The sequence below is a fragment of the Psychrobacter sp. JCM 18901 genome (genome assembly GCF_000586435.1).
Lineage (GTDB): Bacteria > Pseudomonadota > Gammaproteobacteria > Pseudomonadales > Moraxellaceae > Psychrobacter.
In genome coordinates, this window is sequence record NZ_BAWH01000010.1 from 1 (window position 1) to 19,189 (window position 19,189).

The window sequence follows — 19,189 nt, forward strand, 5'->3', positions numbered from 1 at the left end:
GGCAATAGTAGAACAACCACAGAGGTAATGCTAGAAATCACTAACGTCAGCACCATGCCGACAAACACAGAGTGTTTGCAGTGTTTAAAGAGTATGGTAAGCGGCTTGCCTGAGTTTTTGCCGGCATTTAATTTTGTAAGTGCCAGAAAAAAAGGGTGTTTCTCCGATGAATCGCCAAAATAAGAGTGGTAAGAAACTAAGAGCCGCCGCTACTAAAAATGGTAAACGCCAACCATAATCAGTTAGCTCAGTCGTCGTCATAAAGCTAGATAACCACATAAAAAAAGGCATTTGAAAACAGCACACCTACAAAGAAGCTAGCAGTCGCATAGCTACAGGCAACTGACAGATATTGTCTGGGCACATGCTCTGCTACAAATACCCAAGATAGCGGTACATAAAGACCAAACGCCATACCCTGTATGATTCTTAACAATATAAATAAGGCAGGCGCAGCAGCCCCCCATTGTGCATAAGTGGGTAAAAATGCCATTGCTAGGAGACTACATGCGGTAACTATTATACTTAGCAATAAAACTGGCTTTCTACCTTTTATATCACCATAACGACCGATGAGAACACCTCCGATTGGACGTGCTAAATAACCGATAACAAAAAGCCCCATTCCTTGCAGTTTAGCAACTCTAGGGTCAGCATTAGCAGGAAAAATCGCCGCTGAAACAATATCTGAGATATACAAGTAAATCAAAAAATCAAAAAAGATTACAGCGCTGATAAAGCTTACGAATATGACTGTATTTTTGTCTTTTTTTTAGACATCAGGCGTATTGAGAACGAGTCGGCATAATAGATCACATATCCACAGAGTAAAGTGGTCATTAAGACGATCATCGTTTGGATAACCGGCCATGGTAAAAACGCAAATCAAGATATATAAAAGATGATTTGCCGAAACAATAAGTTGGGTGTTTAAAATAGAAGTTTTTGAATGGTACTTTGTTTACTTAATACAACTGAGTCGCAAAACTAAATGTTCTAGAACTGTCGAAATTAATAAGTTATGTATCTACAACAGCCAGTCAATGGGCAACCAAGACATAATGGTTAGCCAAACATGGTCACCCATGTCTACTCGTGGCTCGGAGTCATAAACTACTTTTTCGCCTTTTTCCATGGTGTGCCATTGCAGGTTACCATTTTCTAGTAGCTTGACTTCATACGCTTGATTTAATAGATCGTCGCTCAAAGCACCATGCAGCTGCCTTGCTAGTTCATCATCATTAATGATTACACCCATTTCGGTATTGATATTGGCAGAGCGTGGGTCAACGTTGTATGAACCGATAAAGACTTGATAATCATCTACTGCAAACGTTTTTGCGTGCAAACTGGTCGAAGATTGGCTACGGGCCCGCCACAGTTTGTTGTCACGTTTTTCTTCAGCAGCGGTCGATTTAAGCTCATATATTTTGACGCCTGAACGAAGCAGGCGAGGTCGCCACTGGCTATAACCAGAATGAACGGCAGTCACATCGGTCGCATCAAATGAGTTGGTTAATATCTTAATATCGACACCAGCTTCAGCCAGTTTAACCAACGTATCGACGCCATCTTTGGTCGGTACAAAATAAGACGAGATGATTGTCAGTTTTTTGGTTGGGCTACCGAGTAACGTACGCAGTTGATGCACCAAGTTGGTCTCAGATGAGACGCTTTTGGACAGCTTGCCAACATCATCACTCAAGAACTGCATGTCGGTCCAACGAAAGGGCACACGCTTATTAATCAAGTCACTATCAATCGTAGAGTCTTTGATCGCAGCTTTATAAACCGTCAAGCTGCTGCCTTCGTTGTTTTCTTCATCCAGGCCGAGTTTATCTAAGGCCTTTAAAAAATCAGGCGTAACGTCATTATCAAATTTCGCTAGGGTCTCGATATCGAATGATAAAGGCGATGACCAATAGTCATAAAAACTGTTATCAATATCTGCGACGACTTTACCAATCAGTAAGACATCCAAATCTGCAAACTGGCTGCTTTGGTCATTGCTAAGGTATTCGTTGCCGATATTACGCCCACCAATGATAGTAATCTGCTTATCAAAGGTCATGCTTTTATTGTGCATGCGGCGATTTATACGCGGCAAACCAGTCACATAGTTCAACGTCGGAAACTTACGATGCATCAAAGGATTGATAATGCGCACCGCGATATTGGGATGACTGGCAAAGCGTAATAAATGCTGATCGAACTTGGCACTGTTATTAAAATCATCTAACAATAAGCGCACGATTACGCCGCGTTCAGCTGCGTCCCATAAATCTTTTAACAGAAGCTGGCCAGCCTGATCGTTATGCCAAATATAGTATTGCGCATCAATATTGCGCGTGGCCATATCTGTCAAGATGCTACGTGCCGCAAAAGCATTCGCTCCGGTCACGATTGGGTGATAGCCAGACAAGTCAGGATGAATATCGTTCTGTGCACTAATAGCAGAGACCAAGTCAGTGCTGCTAGTCTTAATCGTCTCACCTTGCGTCGTTTGCTCGTCTGAATATAGCTCATGTACACGTTCTGATAACGCTTGGCTTTCAGGCAGATGCGGCTGCTTGGGCAAGCTTTGGCATGCACTCAAGGCCAAGGTCAGCCCTAGTGTTAGACTCAATAATAAGTGGCTTGATTCTAGACTGAACAGTGACATAACAAATTTACCTTAGTGAGCCTAAACATACTGATAAACAACTTATTAAAGGGTTTGCGCAATTTTCAAACATGACAATGGTGACGGTTCTACCCTAATATCAATTAAGGCTGCGTCCAAATCGTCGCTAGCTTAACAGCTGTTGTGATATCTGCCTATTATAAATACGTTATTTTTGTTAGATTTAGCGCACGAAACCATTGTTTTTTTAAGTAGTGTTTAATTATATCTGTGGCATATTTTAAGCAGTAGAATTGATACATCTTTGGTATTCGAAAATAATATTTAGTGGCCATTTGAAACCAGCTGTGCGGAATAAGTCGACATGATATGATAACGCTGATAAATTCGGTCGATAATCAGAAGAATAAGCAGTCATTTTATTTCAATTAAAATACCAACCAAAGTAACGGAAAGTTTATGAGTCAGTCGCAAAACCATGATGAGAGCAGTTTGAACAAGTTAGATCCAAACTGGCGCAACGATGCCTTAGATTTAGGGCTTGATTATGGCATGCAGACCATCGCAGTGCGGGCAGGTCAACACCGTACAGACGAAGGCGAGCATTCAGAGCCTATTTTTACCACCAGCTCTTACGTTTATCGTTCAGCCGCTGATGCCGCTGCTCATTTTGACGGTACAAAAACAGGCAATGTTTACTCTCGCCATACCAATCCAAGCGTACGTACTTTTGAGCGTCGCCTGGCTGCACTAGAAAACGGTGAACGTGCGGTTGCAACGGCCTCTGGTATGGGTGCAATCCTAACCATGTGCTTGGCATACCTAAAAGCGGGCGACCATTTGCTAGCGGCCAACCAGTTATTCGGCTCATCTATCGGTCTGTTTAATAATTATATGGCCAAGTTTGGTGTTGAAGTCAGCTACGTTGATTGCTTCGACAATGAAGCATGGGCCAATGCCGTTCAACCAAATACCAAGGTGATTTATTGCGAAAGCCCAAGTAATCCATTGGCACAGATTTGCGATATCGGTTATCTGAGTCAGCTATGTAAGGCCAATGACATATTACTCGTCGTTGACAACTGCTTTGCGACACCAGCATTGCAGCGCCCGCTAGACTTGGGTGTGGATGTGGTCATTCACTCTGCAACTAAATATTTAGATGGTCAAGGTCGAGTACTTGGCGGTGCGCTAGTTGGTAGCGACAAGCTCATGCAAGAAGCCTTTACCGTGGTACGTTCAGGCGGTATTAGTATGAGCCATTTAACGCTTGGGTATTTACCAAAGGGCTTGAGACACTCAAATTACGTATGCAAGCGCATTGCCAAAATGCCAATCAAGTGGCAGAATTTTTGGTCAATCATCCTAATGTCAGTACCGTACACTTTTCAGGCTTGAGTGATCATCCTGCACACGAGCTTGCCACACGTCAGCATCATATGAAAGATGGCTATGGTGCTATCATGGGTTTTGAAGTCAAGGCATCTGATAGCCGTGATACCAAAGAAGCGGCGTGGCATGTGATTGATTCAACACAAATGGTCTCTATCACCAATAACTTGGGCGATGCCAAAACCACGATTACTCATCCTGCAACCACCACGCATTTCCGTCTAACTGCTGAGGCTCGTGCCGAAGCTGGTGTCAAAGACGGTCTGATTCGTCTATCGGTAGGTCTAGAAGATGTGGAAGATATTATCAAAGACTTGGCACGTGGTTTAGACAGTTTGTAAAGATAACGGTATAATCTGCATTAACGCATTGCATTAACTTTACGTTATTAATTATTCATTACTATACGCACTAGCATAAAATACAAACCATAAATAACAAAAGAGGCAACTATGAACATTCAAGCATTGATGCAACAAGCACAAACGATGCAAAAGAAAGTAGAAGCGAACGTTGAAAACGCTAAGAAAGAACTTGCTAACAAAGAAGTGCAAGCAGAAGCGGGCAGTGGACTAGTTAAAGTAACGATGACTGGTCGTCATGTGGTTAAGCGTTTGACTATTGATCCAAGTCTGTTAGAAGATGAGCCAGATATGATCGAAGATCTTATCGCTGCTGCTATCAATGATGCGGTTCGTCAAGCAGATGCACTATATGAAGAAACGATGGCTGGCGCGACCTCGGGCATGGGTCTGCCACCAGGTATGCAAGGCATGTTTTAAGCATTAAATACTTCATACTGAAGACAAAAATGGGGTTGTTATCGATACGATACGACCCCATTTTTATAGCTACGATTTATAAATTCAGTTAGATAAAGTCAACTAAAGGAAGCTACTTTGCTTACAGCCAAATTTGATCAGCTGGTCAAACAGCTGCGTATATTGCCAGGCGTCGGTCAAAAAAGTGCCCAACGAATGGCGTTACATCTGCTCAGTAAAAAACGCCCACAAGGCATGGCACTCGCCCAAGCACTAGATGAAGCCATGCGTGATATTGTTGAATGTCAACGTTGCCATAGCTTTAGTGATGAGGCTGTATGTCCGCTTTGCCAAGATGTTAGACGTGATGACAGTCTGCTATGCGTGGTCGAGACAGCAGCAGATGTAATGGCGATTGAACAGACAGCTGGTTACCGTGGTCGTTATTTTGTGTTGGGTGGGCATCTATCGCCAATTGATGGTGTCAGCGCCGATGACTTAAATATTGATCAGCTCGTATGGCGAGTGAAGCAAGAACCTGTCGAAGAGCTGATACTGGCAACAGGTACGACTGTCGAAGGTCAGACTACGGCGCACTTTATTAGTGAGGCTGTCAGTCGCCATGTCAATAAAGTGACGCGTTTAGCACAAGGCGTCCCGATGGGCGGCGAGCTTGAATATTTGGATAGTATGACGCTTGGTCAAGCCATGCAAAATCGTTCTTTTTTTATAATGTTTTGATTGCTTCAAAGTCTTACCCAATTCATTTCTTGGAATTGCTATAATTACTTTATTATTGTTTATCTTTTAATTTTATTAAGGCGCGGTTTAGCGTTTTATTTTCTCCTATTAATGCAGGTATCTGCCCGTGTCCAATAACGTTTCAAACGCCTCAGCTCAATCAAATGCTTCTGATACCAATGATGGCTTATTACAAGAAGCCGCTAATACTGAGCCAATGTCAGCAGCCACTTCATCTGAGTCAGCTGCTAATAATCCAGATGTTGAAGTATCTGATATTGAGGTGCTAGATATTGATGCACTGTTGGATATTGCCGATGACGTTGCTATTACTTGGGTACGTAAGCAAGGCGATTTAGATGAAGTTATTGATGCCTTAGCGACTTGCGGACGCGTAGCCTTAGATACTGAGTTTATCAAGCGTGATACTTATTATCCGCGCTTGGCACTGGTGCAGTTGAATACTGGCGATCATGTTTATCTACTGGATGCACCGCAGCTACAACTAACTGAGCTGTGGGAAGTGCTACGCAAAGTAGATGTGGCTATCTGGCACGCTTGCGGCGAAGATTTGGGCATTTTTTTATCTGTTGTCTGGTTGTCCGCCATTGACCAATATATTTGATACGCAAATAGCGTTGTCTTATCTAACGGGTCAATTGCAAATGGGGTATCAGCAGGCACTGGCCGATCAGCTAGATATGCATATCGATAAAGAACATAGTCAGTCTGATTGGCTCCAGCGTCCGTTGACAGATGAGCAAGAGCAATATGCCATCGACGATGTGCGTTATTTGCCAGCGCTATATCTCAGTATTGAACATGCGCTTAAGGCTCAAGGGTTGTATGATTATGTTTGGGCCGACTGTCAGCTCTATGCCAGTGATTTGTATGACACGCAGCACGTCGAAGATGAAGCGATGTATTTAACGATGGCAGATTACCGCTATAACTCACAGCAAATGGCGATACTCAAAGGTGTGGCTACGTGGCGAGAAGAGCTGGCTCGTGCGACCAATCAACCGCGTACCTTTGTGATAAAAAACAAGCAGTACGAGAGATTGTCACTGAAAAGCCAAACAGCATGCGAGAGCTGGCACATAAAACAACCATGCACCGTAGTATGCTGCGACTATATGGCGAAGAGCTGCTGAAAGTAATCAGAGATGCCAAAAGTCTACCGCCTACAGAGCATCCAGAATGTCTAGTGCCACCATATCGCTCAAAAAATAAAGTATTATCAAAAGCAGTGCAGCAAGCGATTGATGAGCATGCGCGCGAAATCGGTATACCTGCCAGTGTATTGATGCGTAAAAAATGGCTAGGGCAATTGTATGAAGTGGTTGCTCTTGATAAAGATGTGAGCGAACTGCCACAAGGGCTAAAAGGTTGGCGTAACGACTGGGTTATTAAAACCTTAATTCCAGTCATCAAAAAGCATAAAATTGAACTGCAGCAGGGCATGGGTATTCGTGTTCAATAAAACAGCGTTTAATAAGACTGAAAACTGACACTCAAGTATTCATACAGCTCTTAGCGTTTAAATCGTCCATGCTCTAAAAAGTATCGAGTCTGCTCGGCAACCTCTGGGTTCACTAGCATGCCAGTATGTGAGACTGGCATGATGATATGATCAGCTGCTGCCTCTATCCTCGTCTCCTCTATATATACTGTCCCGTCATGTGCAAGCTGCTCGTTAAGGGGTGGCTTGTCAGATTTGCGCAGTTTGCGATTATGATATTGCAAAAACAGCTGACCTAGACCATAAGGTCGGTTGCCAGCGATGACGCCTAGCGTCACATGTTTGGGCAATGGCGCGACTGTACCGTCCAGTGCGTCGACATACGAGCGACCTACGACAACAGGAGTCAATCGCCAGATATAATCTGCACAAACACTTCCTATATGCGGTGTCCCTAGAGTCACACAACGTCCAATTTGCCATTTTGGATACTGAGCAACAAAATCACGAATGATCAAACCACCCAAACTATGCCCGACCAAATCTATAGGATGATCTGGGTGATGGTTTGTTTCTAGCCAGCTATTTAGGCGCGCGCTATTGGTTTTGATACCATCACGCATACTACGGTAGCCATACTGATGGGTATCAAATCCTGCTGCTTGCAGGCGCTTGGCTAATGGTCGCATGATCCATGGGGTTTGGTGTAGTCCATGTATTAGAATAACGCGAGTTTTTTGTTTAGGCGCTTTATGTTGCATAGCAGTGTCCAAATGATTGCTTCAGAAATTTAGGATGAATAGCTTATTATCAATATAAGCTTTTATTACATTGAGTTCTTATCGTTTATTTTATTGATAATATTACCTGCTAACGTAATAGATAAAAAGTCAGACAAATAAAAACCTCCAAGTCAGCTGCTGACTTGGAGGTTTTTTTTACTACAGAGAATAAATATCGAAAATAATAATTACATATAGTTTTCGATACTTGGGCAAGAGCACATTAGGTTCTTATCACCATACGCATCATCGACACGCGCGACACTTGGCCAGAACTTGTTTGCACGGATGTACGGCAGTGGGAATGCAGCAGTCTCACGGCTGTATGGATGCGTCCACTCTTCGCTAGTAATCATAGCTGCCGTATGCGGTGCATTGACTAATGGGTTGTTTTCTAGCGTCCAGTTATCTTCACCAGCTTTGGCTTTCATAGCTTCAGCTTTGATAGACTTTAGCGCACTGATAAAGCGATCCAACTCTTCTTTTGACTCAGACTCTGTTGGCTCAATCATAAGCGTGCCAGCGACTGGGAAGCTCATCGTTGGTGAATGGAAACCATAATCCATCAAGCGCTTAGCGATATCGCTTTCCGTGATGCCAGTTTCTTCTTTTAACGGACGAATATCGATGATACATTCGTGAGCCACGCGGCCGTTTTTGCCTGCATACAAGACAGGGTAGTGACCTTTTAGCTCAGCTGCCACGTAGTTGGCGTTTAGTAGTGCCAACTCCGTTGCTTTTAATAGACCATCACGGCCCATCATAGCAATGTACATCCATGAGATAGGTAAGATGCTCGCTGAACCATAAGGTGCTGCTGATACTGCTGAGCAGTCCTTTTGTGCATTGTGTACAGGCTCAAGGTATGATTGGCCATAAACGTTGCCAAATGCGCTTTCATACCGATAGGCCCATGCCTGGACCGCCGCCACCATGCGGAATGCAGAAGGTTTTGTGCAGGTTCATATGTAGTACATCAGCACCAACGTCTGCAGCTGCATCATGCCTACCTGAGCATTCATGTTCGCGCCGTCCATATAGACCTGACCACCATGCTTGTGGGTCAAATCACAGATATGACGGATGCCTTCTTCGAATACACCGTGCGTCGATGGATAAGTGATCATTAGAGCACCTAGCGGTCGCTATATTCTTCACATTTGGCCGTTAGATCATCGATATCAACGTTGCCATTTTCATCAGTTTTGACCACGACTACTTGCATACCCATCATCATGCAGTAGCAGGGTTGGTACCGTGCGCCGACATAGGAATCAAGCAAACATCGCGATTGGTTTCGCCCAATGACTCATGATAACGGCGAATCGCTAACAGACCAGCATATTCACCAGAGGCGCCAGAGTTTGGCTGCATAGAGACATCATCAAAACCAGTAATGGCTTTTAATTGATCTTGCAAGCTATCGATCATCGCGATATAGCCAGTGACTTGATCGCGCGGTGCAAAAGGATGCACGTTGCAAACTCAGGCCAAGTAATCGGTAGCATCTCACTGGTGGCGTTTAGCTTCATGGTACAGCTACCCAGTGAAATCATGCTGCGGTTCATCGCTAGATCTTTGTCTTCAAGCGACTTTAGGTAGCGTAGCATTTCATGCTCGGTGTGATGCGAGTTAAATACTGGATGAGTCAAAATGTCATCCGTACGTAGGTGTGCGCTATCTAGAGAGACGCGCGCTGTTTCAGGTAGATCGTGTGACTTGTTGACGAATAGCTGAGTCAACGTGTTGAAATCTTGCTGATCGCTGGTTTCACTAAAGGCAACGCTTAATTTGGTGTCGCTTAGACGCCATAAGTTATAGCCAACGTTGTCTGCATTTTTAAAGATTTGAGTAGCAAGCTTCTCTGAACCACAATCAACGACGACTGTATCGAAGAATTGATCATGTACCACGCTCAAGCTGCTGTCATTAGATTCTGTGATAGCATCAGCAAACGCAGTGGCAAACGCATGAATACGAGTGGCAATACGCTTCACGCCGCCTGGACCATGGTATACCGCGTACATACCAGCGAGGTTAGCTAGTAATACTTGTGAGGTGCAGATGTTTGAGTTGGCTTTTTCGCGGCGGATATGCTGCTCACGCGTTTGTAGAGCCATACGTAATGCAGTATTGCCTTGTGCATCTTTTGATACGCCAATGATACGACCAGGTGCTGAACGCTTGGCTTTATCAGAAAACGCAAAATAAGCGGCATGCGGACCACCAAAGCCCATTGGTATACCAAAGCGCTGCGTACTACCTAGCGCTACGTCAGCACCCATATCGGCTGGTGATTTCAATAACACCAAGCTCATGATGTCACTGACAACACTGACGTAAGTTTTGTTTTCTTTTACGGCCGCGATGACGTCTGTTAAGTCTTTAACGTCACCTTCAGCACCGACATACTGGAATAGTGCACCAAAATAATCGCCTGATTTAGCCGTTTCAAAATCACCAACGACCACTTCCCAACCGAAGTATTTCGCACGAGTATTAATAACATCTAGCGTCTGTGGATAGACGCGCTCATCGACGAAATACTGTGTTGATTTACTTTTGCTCACACGCTTTGACATTGCCATCGCTTCTGCCGCTGCTGTTGCTTCATCAAGCAATGATGCACCAGCTAATTCAAGACCAGTCAAATCGATACATACTTGTTGGAAGTTCAGCAGTGCTTCTAGACGACCTTGAGCGATTTCCGCTTGGTAAGGCGTGTAAGCGGTATACCAGCCTGGATTTTCAAGGACGTTGCGCTGAATGACGGCAGGCATACGAACAGGAGAGTAGCCTTGACCGATATAGCTCTTATTGACGGTGATGTCATCTGCATCGTGCGTAGTTTGGCAAGTGCCGCATGCTCACTCATCGCTACTGGCAAATCCAGCTCTTTGTGTAAACGTACCGGCTCAGGCACAGTGTCATTGATAAAGCTTTGCATATCTTTATAACCAACAGCGCTGAGTAGGTCAGCTTGCTTGGTCTCGTTCGAACCTAAGTGGCGATAGACAAATTCAGCTTCGTTGAACAATCCTTGAAAGGTATCAAACGATGGGTTTTGAGAGATAGTCATGACAATCCTTGGTTAAGGGAGTAATAAACAAAATAGCAATTAAGAAAACATTGTGAGCAGTTAAGGAAACACTGTGAGCGGTACGTTATACGTAATGCACAAACTGTTTTTGATCAAAGCGGAACTGGGTGTTGTAAACGCCATTGTCAGCACGCTCACCTGCGCCAATCATCATAATGATATGATGGTCGTCGCTAAGATTGAGCAACGCTTTCATGGCAGGCTCATCAAAGCCGCCCATAGGACAGCTATCAAAACCATGAGCACGTAGTGCCAACATTAGGTTTTCGGCGGCAAGCGCGGTGTTATTGGTTGCCCAGTTTTTGGTGTCTTCAAAGGTATAATAAGGCGATTTGATTGGGCCTTTTACGCGTCTGACCACTTGCGTTGCGCCCCATTTTGCAGCCGAAACCACGTTGGCTGGGCCGCGCAAAAAGTCCATCGTAACGACTTTGTTATAGTAGTCTTTCACTTTTTTTTAGGAACTGGCTGATCAGGGTATTCGCGCAATATTTGCTGAGCATGCTCATGCCAGATGTCGGTACGAGCAACGATAGCGATTAAGCGCGCCGATGTTTTTGCCGCGTTTTGGTTCATACAGTTTTTGATGGCGCGTTTGCGATTGTCAGCATCATCGATAACATAAAACTCCCACGGCTGTAAGTTGCTAGAGTTTGGTGCTAGCATGGCCAAACGCAGACAGTCTGCCAGTACGTCGTCAGGGATGGGCGTGTCAGTAAAACGGCGCACGGAACGGCGTGATTCTACGATATCGCGAAAGGCTTGTAGCTGCGGTGTATGGTTTGGTGTGGCAATGGGGTCTTTATTATCGGTGTTGGCATTCATATTAGGATCCATGCTGAGAATTGGGTTATCAGTTTGCGTCGTTATTGATAGCACGTATTCATTGGGATTCGAATAGGTGATCAATACGAGTCAATGAGATAACGCTTGGTAGCAATAACATCGGAGGATAATGATTGTTGGAGATCTACATATAAAGCTGCTTTCAAATAATAAGCATGGTCAATGAGCCAATACTTTTAATAAGAAAGGTTTTTAAATCGTTTAAATAGAGAGTATAGATACCAGCTGCTGCCAGTATCTATGATGTTTAGTCGGGGCTAGTGCTTTGTATAAGCTAAAGTTTTACAAATGCTAATGTCTTGCGAGAGCATGCTTAGCTTATAAGTCGCTTTCGTACTCGTCAGCAGTCATTAGTGCTTCGTAGTCAGCGATGTTGTCAGGCTTCATTCTGAAGAACCAACCTTCGCCGTATGGGTCAGAGTTGATGATTTCAGGATCATCTTCTAGTGCTTCATTGATAGCGATCACTTCACCTGAAATAGGCGCATAAACGTCAGAAGCCGCTTTTACTGATTCAACAACTGAGATTTCGTCATCAACAGCGATGATATCACCCACATCTGGTAGCTCAACGAATACCACATCACCCAATAGATCTTGAGCATGGTCAGTGATACCAACAGTGATCGTACCGTCGTCTTCTAGGCGTAGCCACTCGTGACTAGCAATATATTTTAGCTCTGCTGGGATGTTGCTCATGGTCTCTCTCCTAAGTGATAGAGGTTAATTAACAAAAATAATGGAGGCTAGGCGTGTTGCCATTTTTATAATTGCGCGCAAAATGACAACGCGCTCTAATGATAGAATTTATAAGACCTAAGAGTCAAACTGTTGCTTGCCGTTACGGACAAAAGGTAGCTTTAGTACGCGTACATCGACGAATTTACCTTTGCCGCGTAGATCGACTTGTACGCTGTCATCTTCTGATAAGCTGGTAGGTACACGAGCAATCGCGATTGAATTTTTTTAGGCTAGGGGAGAATGTACCGCTGGTGATAATGCCAGTTTGCTCGTTATCAGTGCCTTGATTGATAGTCACTGTCATGCCTTCACGCAATACGCCGCGCGTGGTCAATAGCAAGCCCACTTGCTTCATAGCGGTGTTGTCTTCTTTTGACTGCTTACGTTTGCTGACCAATGCTTCACGACCGACAAAGGCGCGGTCGTCTTTGAGCGCTAGCGTCCAGCCCATGTTGCACTCGTAAGGGCTGATGGTCTCGTCCATGTCATGGCCATAAAGGTTCATGCCTGCTTCCATACGCAAGGTATCACGTGCGCCAAGACCGGCAGGTTTGATGCCATTTGCTTTTAGCTGCTCAAAGAAAGCAGGGGCATCATCGGCATGCATAATGACTTCGACGCCATCTTCACCAGTATAGCCGGTACGAGCTACAAACCAATCGGTGCCTTCGATATCGGTCAAGTCAGCACCAACGAAAGGTTTTAGTGCTGCTAAGGTATCTGCCCAGCTTGGTTTGGCCTGAGCCAGTTTTGCAATAGCATTTGGACCTTGCACGGCAAGCATCGCAAGCTCAGGACGCTCGGTAATCGTAATATCAAAGCCTTCGGCGACTTTATTAAACTGTGCTAAGTCCTTGTCACGAGTGGCCGCGTTAGAGACGATACGGTACTCAGTTTCTTCTGCATTCATCAGGTAGACGATCAAATCATCGATGACGCCGCCTTGCTCATTGAGCATGCCAGAGTATAGCGCTTTACCAGTGGTGGTGAGTTTGTTGACATCGTTTGCGAGCAGCTTTTGTAGCCATGCTTTGGTATCAGCACCTTTGATATCAGTCACAACCATATGTGAGACATCAAACATACCTGCATCTGTACGTACTGCTTCGTGCTCTTCGATTTGTGAACCGTAATGAATTGGCAATTCCCAACCAGAGAAATCGACCAGTTTGCCATCACTATCAATATGAGACTGGTAAAAAGGGGTGCGCTGAGGAGCTTGGCTTTGATCGTTTTGAGAAGTGATGTCTTGAGAATGGGTATCAGTCATAACAAATCCTTATGTGTACATCAGTCGTACTCGGCAGAGTAAGGAGTGATGCGCAACGTAAAAGTAGCGAGAAGCAATATTGCAAGGTGCAAATATCACATCAAAGGGTGACACAGAAAGCAAAGATGAAGACGTAAGCCAAACAGACGCTATACGTCAGTTTGAGCTAAAGCCCTATCTGTCCTGTGACCTGAGATTTTCAACACGAACCATCATTTTTGGGCAGTTGTATGAGCCTATCGTCGATGATAGCGTATTTTCTCCCCTTCGGTGGGTAAGACGTCGTCCGTTCTTACCACTCTCCAGATTTGTTATGCCTTATGTTTGATAAAAAAAAGTAGTGCGCTATGAGCGTCATACTACTAAACATTATCAAACAACAGTGACATGCGTTTTTCAGTCCTTTTACCTGAGCGATTGGCAGGGTGGATGCGCCTTCGGTGGTTATCTAGCAATTGCGATAGTTGTATAACCAATAGGGTTCAATACAAAAACGATGCTGATAAACTCTCTCCTGAAAAACGCTTTTATTATGAAAGGTTCAAAGCGCTTTTACAAGTCATCAAAGCCATTAAAATAAATAAATTTGACAGAAATAATGTTTTGATAGGGCAGTCTATGAAATAGGTTATGTTTTACAACGATATTTTTATCGCTCATATCAGCGTTTTATCTGTGTGTTTTGACAAAAATTACCATAGCAAAACGCAAAGCGACTACTGGTATTTGCCTGAAATATGCTAACCTACGCCCATAGTTTCTGATAGGTGGTTTTTATGCATTGCGATATTTATAAATTTCCCAAACACGACGACATGTATATCTACATTGCGCGTCCTGATTATCCTGATGATACTGATGAAATCAAAGACTGGCTTGGTGTATTACCAAAAGATTTCCGTGCAGGTTTAGGCCGTAGTAAGTTCGTCATGCATTTGGACTTATCAACTAAAGATAAGCTCGCTCGTGTCGACAAAGAAGAAGTACTGGCAAAACTACAGTCTCAAGGCTACTTTGTGCAGTTGCCGCCGCAAGATGTGATGCGCCGCCAAGCAGAGCTGCGCGCTCGTGAATCGCAGGACAGCATCTATAATTAATGGAATTGTCAGCGAGTAAATGTGGTAGGACATATCAGTACGCTACCTTGAAAACAGCGTTGATAAAAACCTACGACACATTTGCTCACATGCATTTGAGTAGAAAGTCGTGATAAACTGACACCCTACGCAATGCATATATAAGCCTACATAATGCACAAGTTCATTATGTATTTGGCCTCATTCTGGTTCTACAGAACGCACATATACCGCTAGACACAGATTGTGTCACCGGCGATAAACGCAGGTAAATAAACACGCATGGACTGGTTAAAAAAATATCTTACATAGCTTACCGCTAGAGTCTATCAGTGACATTCTCGGTGAGATTGCTATTTGGTGGGGGCAAATGGTAAAGGATGTCCCGCCCGCTGATTTGCCGATGTATGCTTATCTTGGCGGTGCTGTTTTGGTACTAGTGCTATGGATACTCGTTGCTCGTGTACTGCCAAAACCATTGGGCGGTATGAGCTGGATGGTTCTGTTTGCGGTATTACTAGCACCAGGTACTGCACTTGGCGATCCGAGCGAGCTTGCACCAGCCAGCATTAGCGTCGTCTATGCTGTGATGATGAAAGATTACGCAGGCGCGGTTGCAATATGTTGCCGATATTGGTGATACTGGTCGCAGGGTTGTTTGTTGGTTTTGTATGGCAGTTGATACGCAGCGCATTTGCATCAAGCTTGGATAAAGCCCGTAGCCGCAGCGCAGAAGATACACAGGCCACGTTACAAATGACCACAGGCAGTTATTTGCTAGAAGGCGCTACCGTAACCGAACAGCCTGATACTAACGTAAGCTTAAAAAAAGACAGTACGTTGGATAAGAAAACGAATAGCGATACATCTGATAAGTGATAAAAATAGGCTAGGCGTTGAGACAAAATTACTGTCTTAAAAGTTATTTGATACCTGAATAAAAAGACACCGCTGCGTGTCTTTTTTGTGCTCGACTGTTTATTAGGCATATAAATAATTGCTCACTATACATTGCACATAACAATTGTTAATAAATGCGAACGCATGAGTATTTTGGCAATGCATCAGGCTGTGCTAATCTAATTTATTCTTTACTAATTTATCCTTTATTAGTCATTTATGTTTTAGACCTATGCATCTATAACAACTCATCTATAACAACTCATCTATAACAACAATCGAGATCTGATTATGACCACAGCTGACAATACTAAGCAAAACTTTACTGGTACCAGTAGTTATATTGCTACCGATGATTTGCAACTGGCCGTAAATGCCGCTATGACCTTACAAAAGCCATTGCTGATTAAAGGTGAGCCTGGCACAGGTAAGACATTGCTTGCCGAAGAAGTTGCTGAAAGTTTGGGCATGCCACTGATTACTTGGCACGTCAAATCGACGACTAAGGCTGAGCAAGGACTGTACGAGTATGATGCGGTATCACGCCTGCGGGATTCACAGTTGGGTGATGACAAGGTTTATGACATTGCCAACTATATTAAGCCAGGTAAGCTGTGGGATGCTTTTACCAGTACAGAGCGTAGCGTACTGCTGATTGATGAGATCGATAAAGCCGATATCGAGTTCCCAAATGATTTGCTACATGAGCTTGATAAGATGTCTTTTTATGTTTATGAGACGGGCGAAACTATTACAGCGGCGCAGCGTCCAGTGGTTATTATTACCTCAAACAATGAAAAAGAGCTGCCAGATGCGTTTTTGCGTCGTTGTTTCTTTCATTATATTGACTTCCCAGAAGAAGAAACCATGCGCCAAATCATCGAAGTACATTTTCCAGATATTCAAGAAAAACTGGTCAATGATGCATTGGATATCTTCTATAAACTGCGTGGTATTCAAGGTCTTAAAAAGCCGCCATCAACGTCTGAATTGGTTGATTGGTTAACCTTGTTACTTGCTGATGATATGGCTCAGGACGAGCTAGAAGAAAATCTGCGCGGCGAAAAGTCTATTCCACCTCTATATGGCGCATTGCTCAAAAACGAGGCAGATGTGAGTTTATTACAGCGTTTTGCCAATATGATGCGTCGTTAATGTTTGCCGCTTGCGTTGGCTTTAACCTTTTATATCCAATATCTGATGTAGAAGTCAACGAAAGCGCTCAACCTGTGACTGTACCAATTAATGATATCAGCAATATCACCAGATAATAATATCAGCCAATAAGTGATACGACTCTTATGTTTATCAAACTATTCTATACCTTGCGTACTTATGGCGTGCCAGTCAGTACGCGCGAGCTGCTCGATCTCAATGCCGCGTTAGATAAAGGCTGATGATGCAGACGCATCCTGAAGATCCAGCACTGACTACTTTTGCTAGCCGCGAAGATATGTATCGGCTGATTCGACTGTGCATGGTCAAAGACGAGCGCCATTTTGATAAGTTCGATCGGGCCATGGCGGATTATTTTGAAGGTGTCGATAGTCTCGATATGGATGAGCTGTTGGCCAAGCTAACGGACGTGCCCAAAGAGTGGCTGGATCTGAAGCTCGATCCCAAAAATCTAACGGAAGAGCAAAGACGATTACTGAAAAAAATATGGCTCGCTTGAAGAGCTGATGAAGGCGCTAGAGGAACGATTAAAAGAGCAAAAAGAACGTCATCAAGGTGGTAGTAAATGGGTAGGCACGGGCGGCACTTCGCCATTTGGTGCCTATGGCGATCATCCAGAAGGCGTGCGTGTCAGCGGCGAGTCTCGCAAACGTAGCGCAGCAAAAGTCTGGGAGCAGCGTAAATATCGCAATCTTGATGATGACAATCAGCTGGGTACACGCCAAATTCAGATGGCGCTACGCAATCTGCGTCAGTTTGCGCGGACTGGCAGTGCTGATGAGCTTGATATTCATGAGACGATTAAGCGTACGGCAAAAAAAGGTGTGCTCGATATACATATGCAGGCGGAACGCCGTAACCGCGTCAAAGTGCTGATGTTGTTTGATGTGGGCGGCAGTATGGATATCCATGTCGAAGCGCTCGAAAAACTGTTTTCTGCGGCAAAAAATGAATTTAAAACCTTAGAGTTCTTTTATTTCCATAACTGCTTGTATGACTATGTGTGGAAGGACAATAATCGTCGTCATAGTGCACCGATGCCAACGTTTGAGCTGCTCAATAAATATGGCCGAGAGTATCGCGTTATCTTCGTCGGTGATGCATCGATGTCACCTTATGAGTTGATGACAGTAGGCGGCAGCGTAGAGTATATGAATAATGAAGCGGGCATCGTATGGTTAAAGCGTGTACTGGAGCATTTTGATAAAGTCACTTGGCTCAATCCTGAAAACCCGTCGTATTGGCAATATACGCAAACCATCGTTGAAATTAAAAAACTGTTTGAAAATAAGATGTATCCGATGACGCTACATGGTGTTGAAGAAATGACTCAATATATGGCACGGTAATTTTGATATTCAGCCCGATTGATGAATAAATAAAGCCTGTTAACATAGAGTGAATTCTTATAACAACAGCCGTTATGACAACATAGCGGCTGTTTTTTTTATTGATGCAGATGAACTCTATATTGATTGTATATTGGTATGCCTAGTAAAGTGTGATAACATTCATTTTAAATGAATGTTATCAATATTCTGAATTGATTTGCTAAAAATTTTGATGACACTGTAAAAAGGTCCGCTCATTATTGCCAGTTTAGACGGATTATTTTTAACATCTCAATTTATCAATGCAGTTAATGACTAAGAGAAACAACATGGCCTCACCAAAAACGTTAGAAATCGTCACCGCAACTGTTCCTGTACTCGAAGAGCATGGCGTTGCGATTACCACTGTGTTTTATAAAAATATGTTTAATGAGCATCCTGAGCTGTTAGATATTTTTAATGAAACCAATCAAAAATTGGGAAGACAGCAGACGGCGCTAGCAACGACAGTATTGGCCGCTGCCAAGCACTTGGACAAACTGGCTACGCTATTGCCACAAGTGACCCAGATTAGCCATAAACATAGAGCCTTACAGATATTACCTGAGCATTATCCTATCGTCGGCAAACATCTAATTGGGGCGATAAAAGAAGTGCTAGGAGAGGCAGCCACTGACGACATCATTACCGCTTGGACAGAAGCTTATGATGAGATCGCCTCCGTGTTTATCCAGATTGAACATGGCATGTATGAAGAAGCAATGTGGCAGGGGTTTGCGCCTTTTAAAGTGACCGAAAAGGTAGCGGCTGCTACGGATATCGCAGCCTTTACAGTAGTGCCAGTGAACGACAATGAAGATAGTAATCAAGATATTGACCTGAGCAAATTGACCTTAACCGCTGGTCAATACATCACGGTGAAAACAGACCCAAAAGACAGCGACCATATACTTACGTCATTATTCTTTATACTCTGCCAGTACTGATG

At 43.8% G+C, this 19,189-nt stretch carries 15 protein-coding genes, 5 pseudogenes and 2 riboswitches; of the genes and pseudogenes, 13 read left to right on the forward strand and 7 right to left on the reverse strand.

The window, feature by feature from the left end; translation table 11 throughout:
* Nucleotides 1-183: hypothetical protein (locus tag TT11_RS08615; protein ID WP_261870052.1), on the forward strand; the 183-nt coding region annotated here is incomplete at its 5' end.
* Between the two features lie 82 nt (nt 184-265).
* On the opposite strand, the gene TT11_RS08620 is transcribed toward TT11_RS08615, so the two are convergent.
* Both TT11_RS08620 and TT11_RS08625 read right to left on the reverse strand, forming a co-directional pair.
* Nucleotides 266-709, reverse strand: coding sequence for an MFS transporter (locus TT11_RS08620; protein WP_261870054.1), 444 nt, complete (start codon nt 707-709; stop codon nt 266-268).
* A gap of 318 nt (nt 710-1,027) precedes the next feature.
* Nucleotides 1,028-2,662 (reverse strand): phospholipase D family protein, encoded by a 1,635-nt coding sequence (locus tag TT11_RS08625; RefSeq protein ID WP_261870055.1) that lies wholly within the window; start codon nt 2,660-2,662, stop codon nt 1,028-1,030.
* A gap of 420 nt (nt 2,663-3,082) precedes the next feature.
* On the opposite strand from TT11_RS08625, the pseudogene TT11_RS08630 reads away from it, so the two are divergent.
* From TT11_RS08630 to TT11_RS08655, 6 genes and pseudogenes are all read left to right on the forward strand, one after another.
* Nucleotides 3,083-4,356, forward strand: a pseudogene (locus tag TT11_RS08630) (O-succinylhomoserine sulfhydrylase).
* Between the two features lie 111 nt (nt 4,357-4,467).
* Nucleotides 4,468-4,797 carry a YbaB/EbfC family nucleoid-associated protein gene (locus TT11_RS08635; RefSeq protein ID WP_045445429.1) on the forward strand — a complete coding sequence of 110 codons (330 nt, stop codon included), beginning with the start codon at nt 4,468-4,470 and terminating at the stop codon, nt 4,795-4,797.
* Between the two features lie 117 nt (nt 4,798-4,914).
* A complete protein-coding gene (recR, locus tag TT11_RS08640) occupies nt 4,915-5,517 on the forward strand; it encodes a recombination mediator RecR (protein ID WP_261863152.1) in 603 nt (200 codons plus the stop codon).
* 127 nt (nt 5,518-5,644) lie between these two features.
* Entirely contained in the window at nt 5,645-6,142 is a 498-nt protein-coding gene (locus TT11_RS08645) for a hypothetical protein (RefSeq protein ID WP_261870057.1), read from the forward strand.
* The gene (locus TT11_RS08650) at nt 6,057-6,671 is read left to right on the forward strand and encodes a hypothetical protein (protein WP_261870058.1); all 615 of its coding nucleotides are present in this window, start codon (nt 6,057-6,059) and stop codon (nt 6,669-6,671) included. The genes TT11_RS08645 and TT11_RS08650 overlap by 86 nt, the downstream gene beginning before the upstream one ends.
* Complete coding sequence (locus TT11_RS08655; protein WP_261870060.1) at nt 6,641-7,000, forward strand: hypothetical protein; 360 nt, start codon at nt 6,641-6,643, stop codon at nt 6,998-7,000. Before TT11_RS08650 ends, TT11_RS08655 begins: the two co-directional genes overlap by 31 nt.
* 50 nt (nt 7,001-7,050) lie before the next feature.
* On the opposite strand, the gene TT11_RS08660 is transcribed toward TT11_RS08655, so the two are convergent.
* From TT11_RS08660 to gcvT, 5 genes and pseudogenes are all read right to left on the reverse strand, one after another.
* A complete protein-coding gene (locus tag TT11_RS08660; RefSeq protein ID WP_261870061.1) occupies nt 7,051-7,740 on the reverse strand; it encodes a triacylglycerol lipase in 690 nt (229 codons plus the stop codon).
* 209 nt (nt 7,741-7,949) lie between these two features.
* Nucleotides 7,950-10,840: pseudogene (gcvP, locus tag TT11_RS08665) on the reverse strand (aminomethyl-transferring glycine dehydrogenase).
* Between the two features lie 85 nt (nt 10,841-10,925).
* Nucleotides 10,926-11,686, reverse strand: a pseudogene (locus TT11_RS08670) (nitroreductase family protein).
* A 339-nt stretch (nt 11,687-12,025) separates the two neighbouring features.
* Nucleotides 12,026-12,406, reverse strand: a complete 381-nt coding sequence (gene gcvH / locus TT11_RS08675) for a glycine cleavage system protein GcvH (RefSeq protein WP_057760766.1) — start codon at nt 12,404-12,406, stop codon at nt 12,026-12,028.
* Nucleotides 12,407-12,523: 117 nt separating this feature from the next.
* A pseudogene (gcvT, locus tag TT11_RS08680) lies at nt 12,524-13,718 on the reverse strand (glycine cleavage system aminomethyltransferase GcvT).
* A 168-nt stretch (nt 13,719-13,886) separates the two neighbouring features.
* Nucleotides 13,887-14,034: riboswitch (glycine riboswitch) on the reverse strand.
* Between the two features lie 71 nt (nt 14,035-14,105).
* Nucleotides 14,106-14,245: riboswitch (glycine riboswitch) on the reverse strand.
* Nucleotides 14,246-14,494: 249 nt separating this feature from the next.
* Between gcvT and TT11_RS08685 the strand changes: the two are divergent.
* The 6 genes and pseudogenes from TT11_RS08685 to TT11_RS08710 all read left to right on the forward strand — a co-directional run bounded on the left by TT11_RS08685 (nt 14,495) and on the right by TT11_RS08710 (nt 19,187).
* On the forward strand, nt 14,495-14,815 hold the full coding sequence (locus TT11_RS08685) for a YcgL domain-containing protein (RefSeq protein ID WP_057760762.1): 321 nt from the start codon (nt 14,495-14,497) through the stop codon (nt 14,813-14,815).
* A gap of 349 nt (nt 14,816-15,164) precedes the next feature.
* Nucleotides 15,165-15,434: a hypothetical protein gene (locus TT11_RS08690; RefSeq protein ID WP_261863157.1), complete on the forward strand. Its 270-nt coding sequence runs from the start codon at nt 15,165-15,167 to the stop codon at nt 15,432-15,434.
* Nucleotides 15,416-15,673, forward strand: a complete 258-nt coding sequence (locus TT11_RS08695) for a hypothetical protein (RefSeq protein WP_261870063.1) — start codon at nt 15,416-15,418, stop codon at nt 15,671-15,673. Before TT11_RS08690 ends, TT11_RS08695 begins: the two co-directional genes overlap by 19 nt.
* A 312-nt stretch (nt 15,674-15,985) precedes the next feature.
* Nucleotides 15,986-16,849, forward strand: a complete 864-nt coding sequence (locus TT11_RS08700) for a MoxR family ATPase (protein ID WP_057760758.1) — start codon at nt 15,986-15,988, stop codon at nt 16,847-16,849.
* 146 nt (nt 16,850-16,995) lie between these two features.
* Nucleotides 16,996-18,219 (forward strand): annotated as a pseudogene (locus TT11_RS08705) (VWA domain-containing protein).
* A gap of 311 nt (nt 18,220-18,530) precedes the next feature.
* A complete protein-coding gene (locus TT11_RS08710; protein WP_261870064.1) occupies nt 18,531-19,187 on the forward strand; it encodes a globin domain-containing protein in 657 nt (218 codons plus the stop codon).
* Nucleotides 19,188-19,189: the final 2 nt, after the last annotated feature.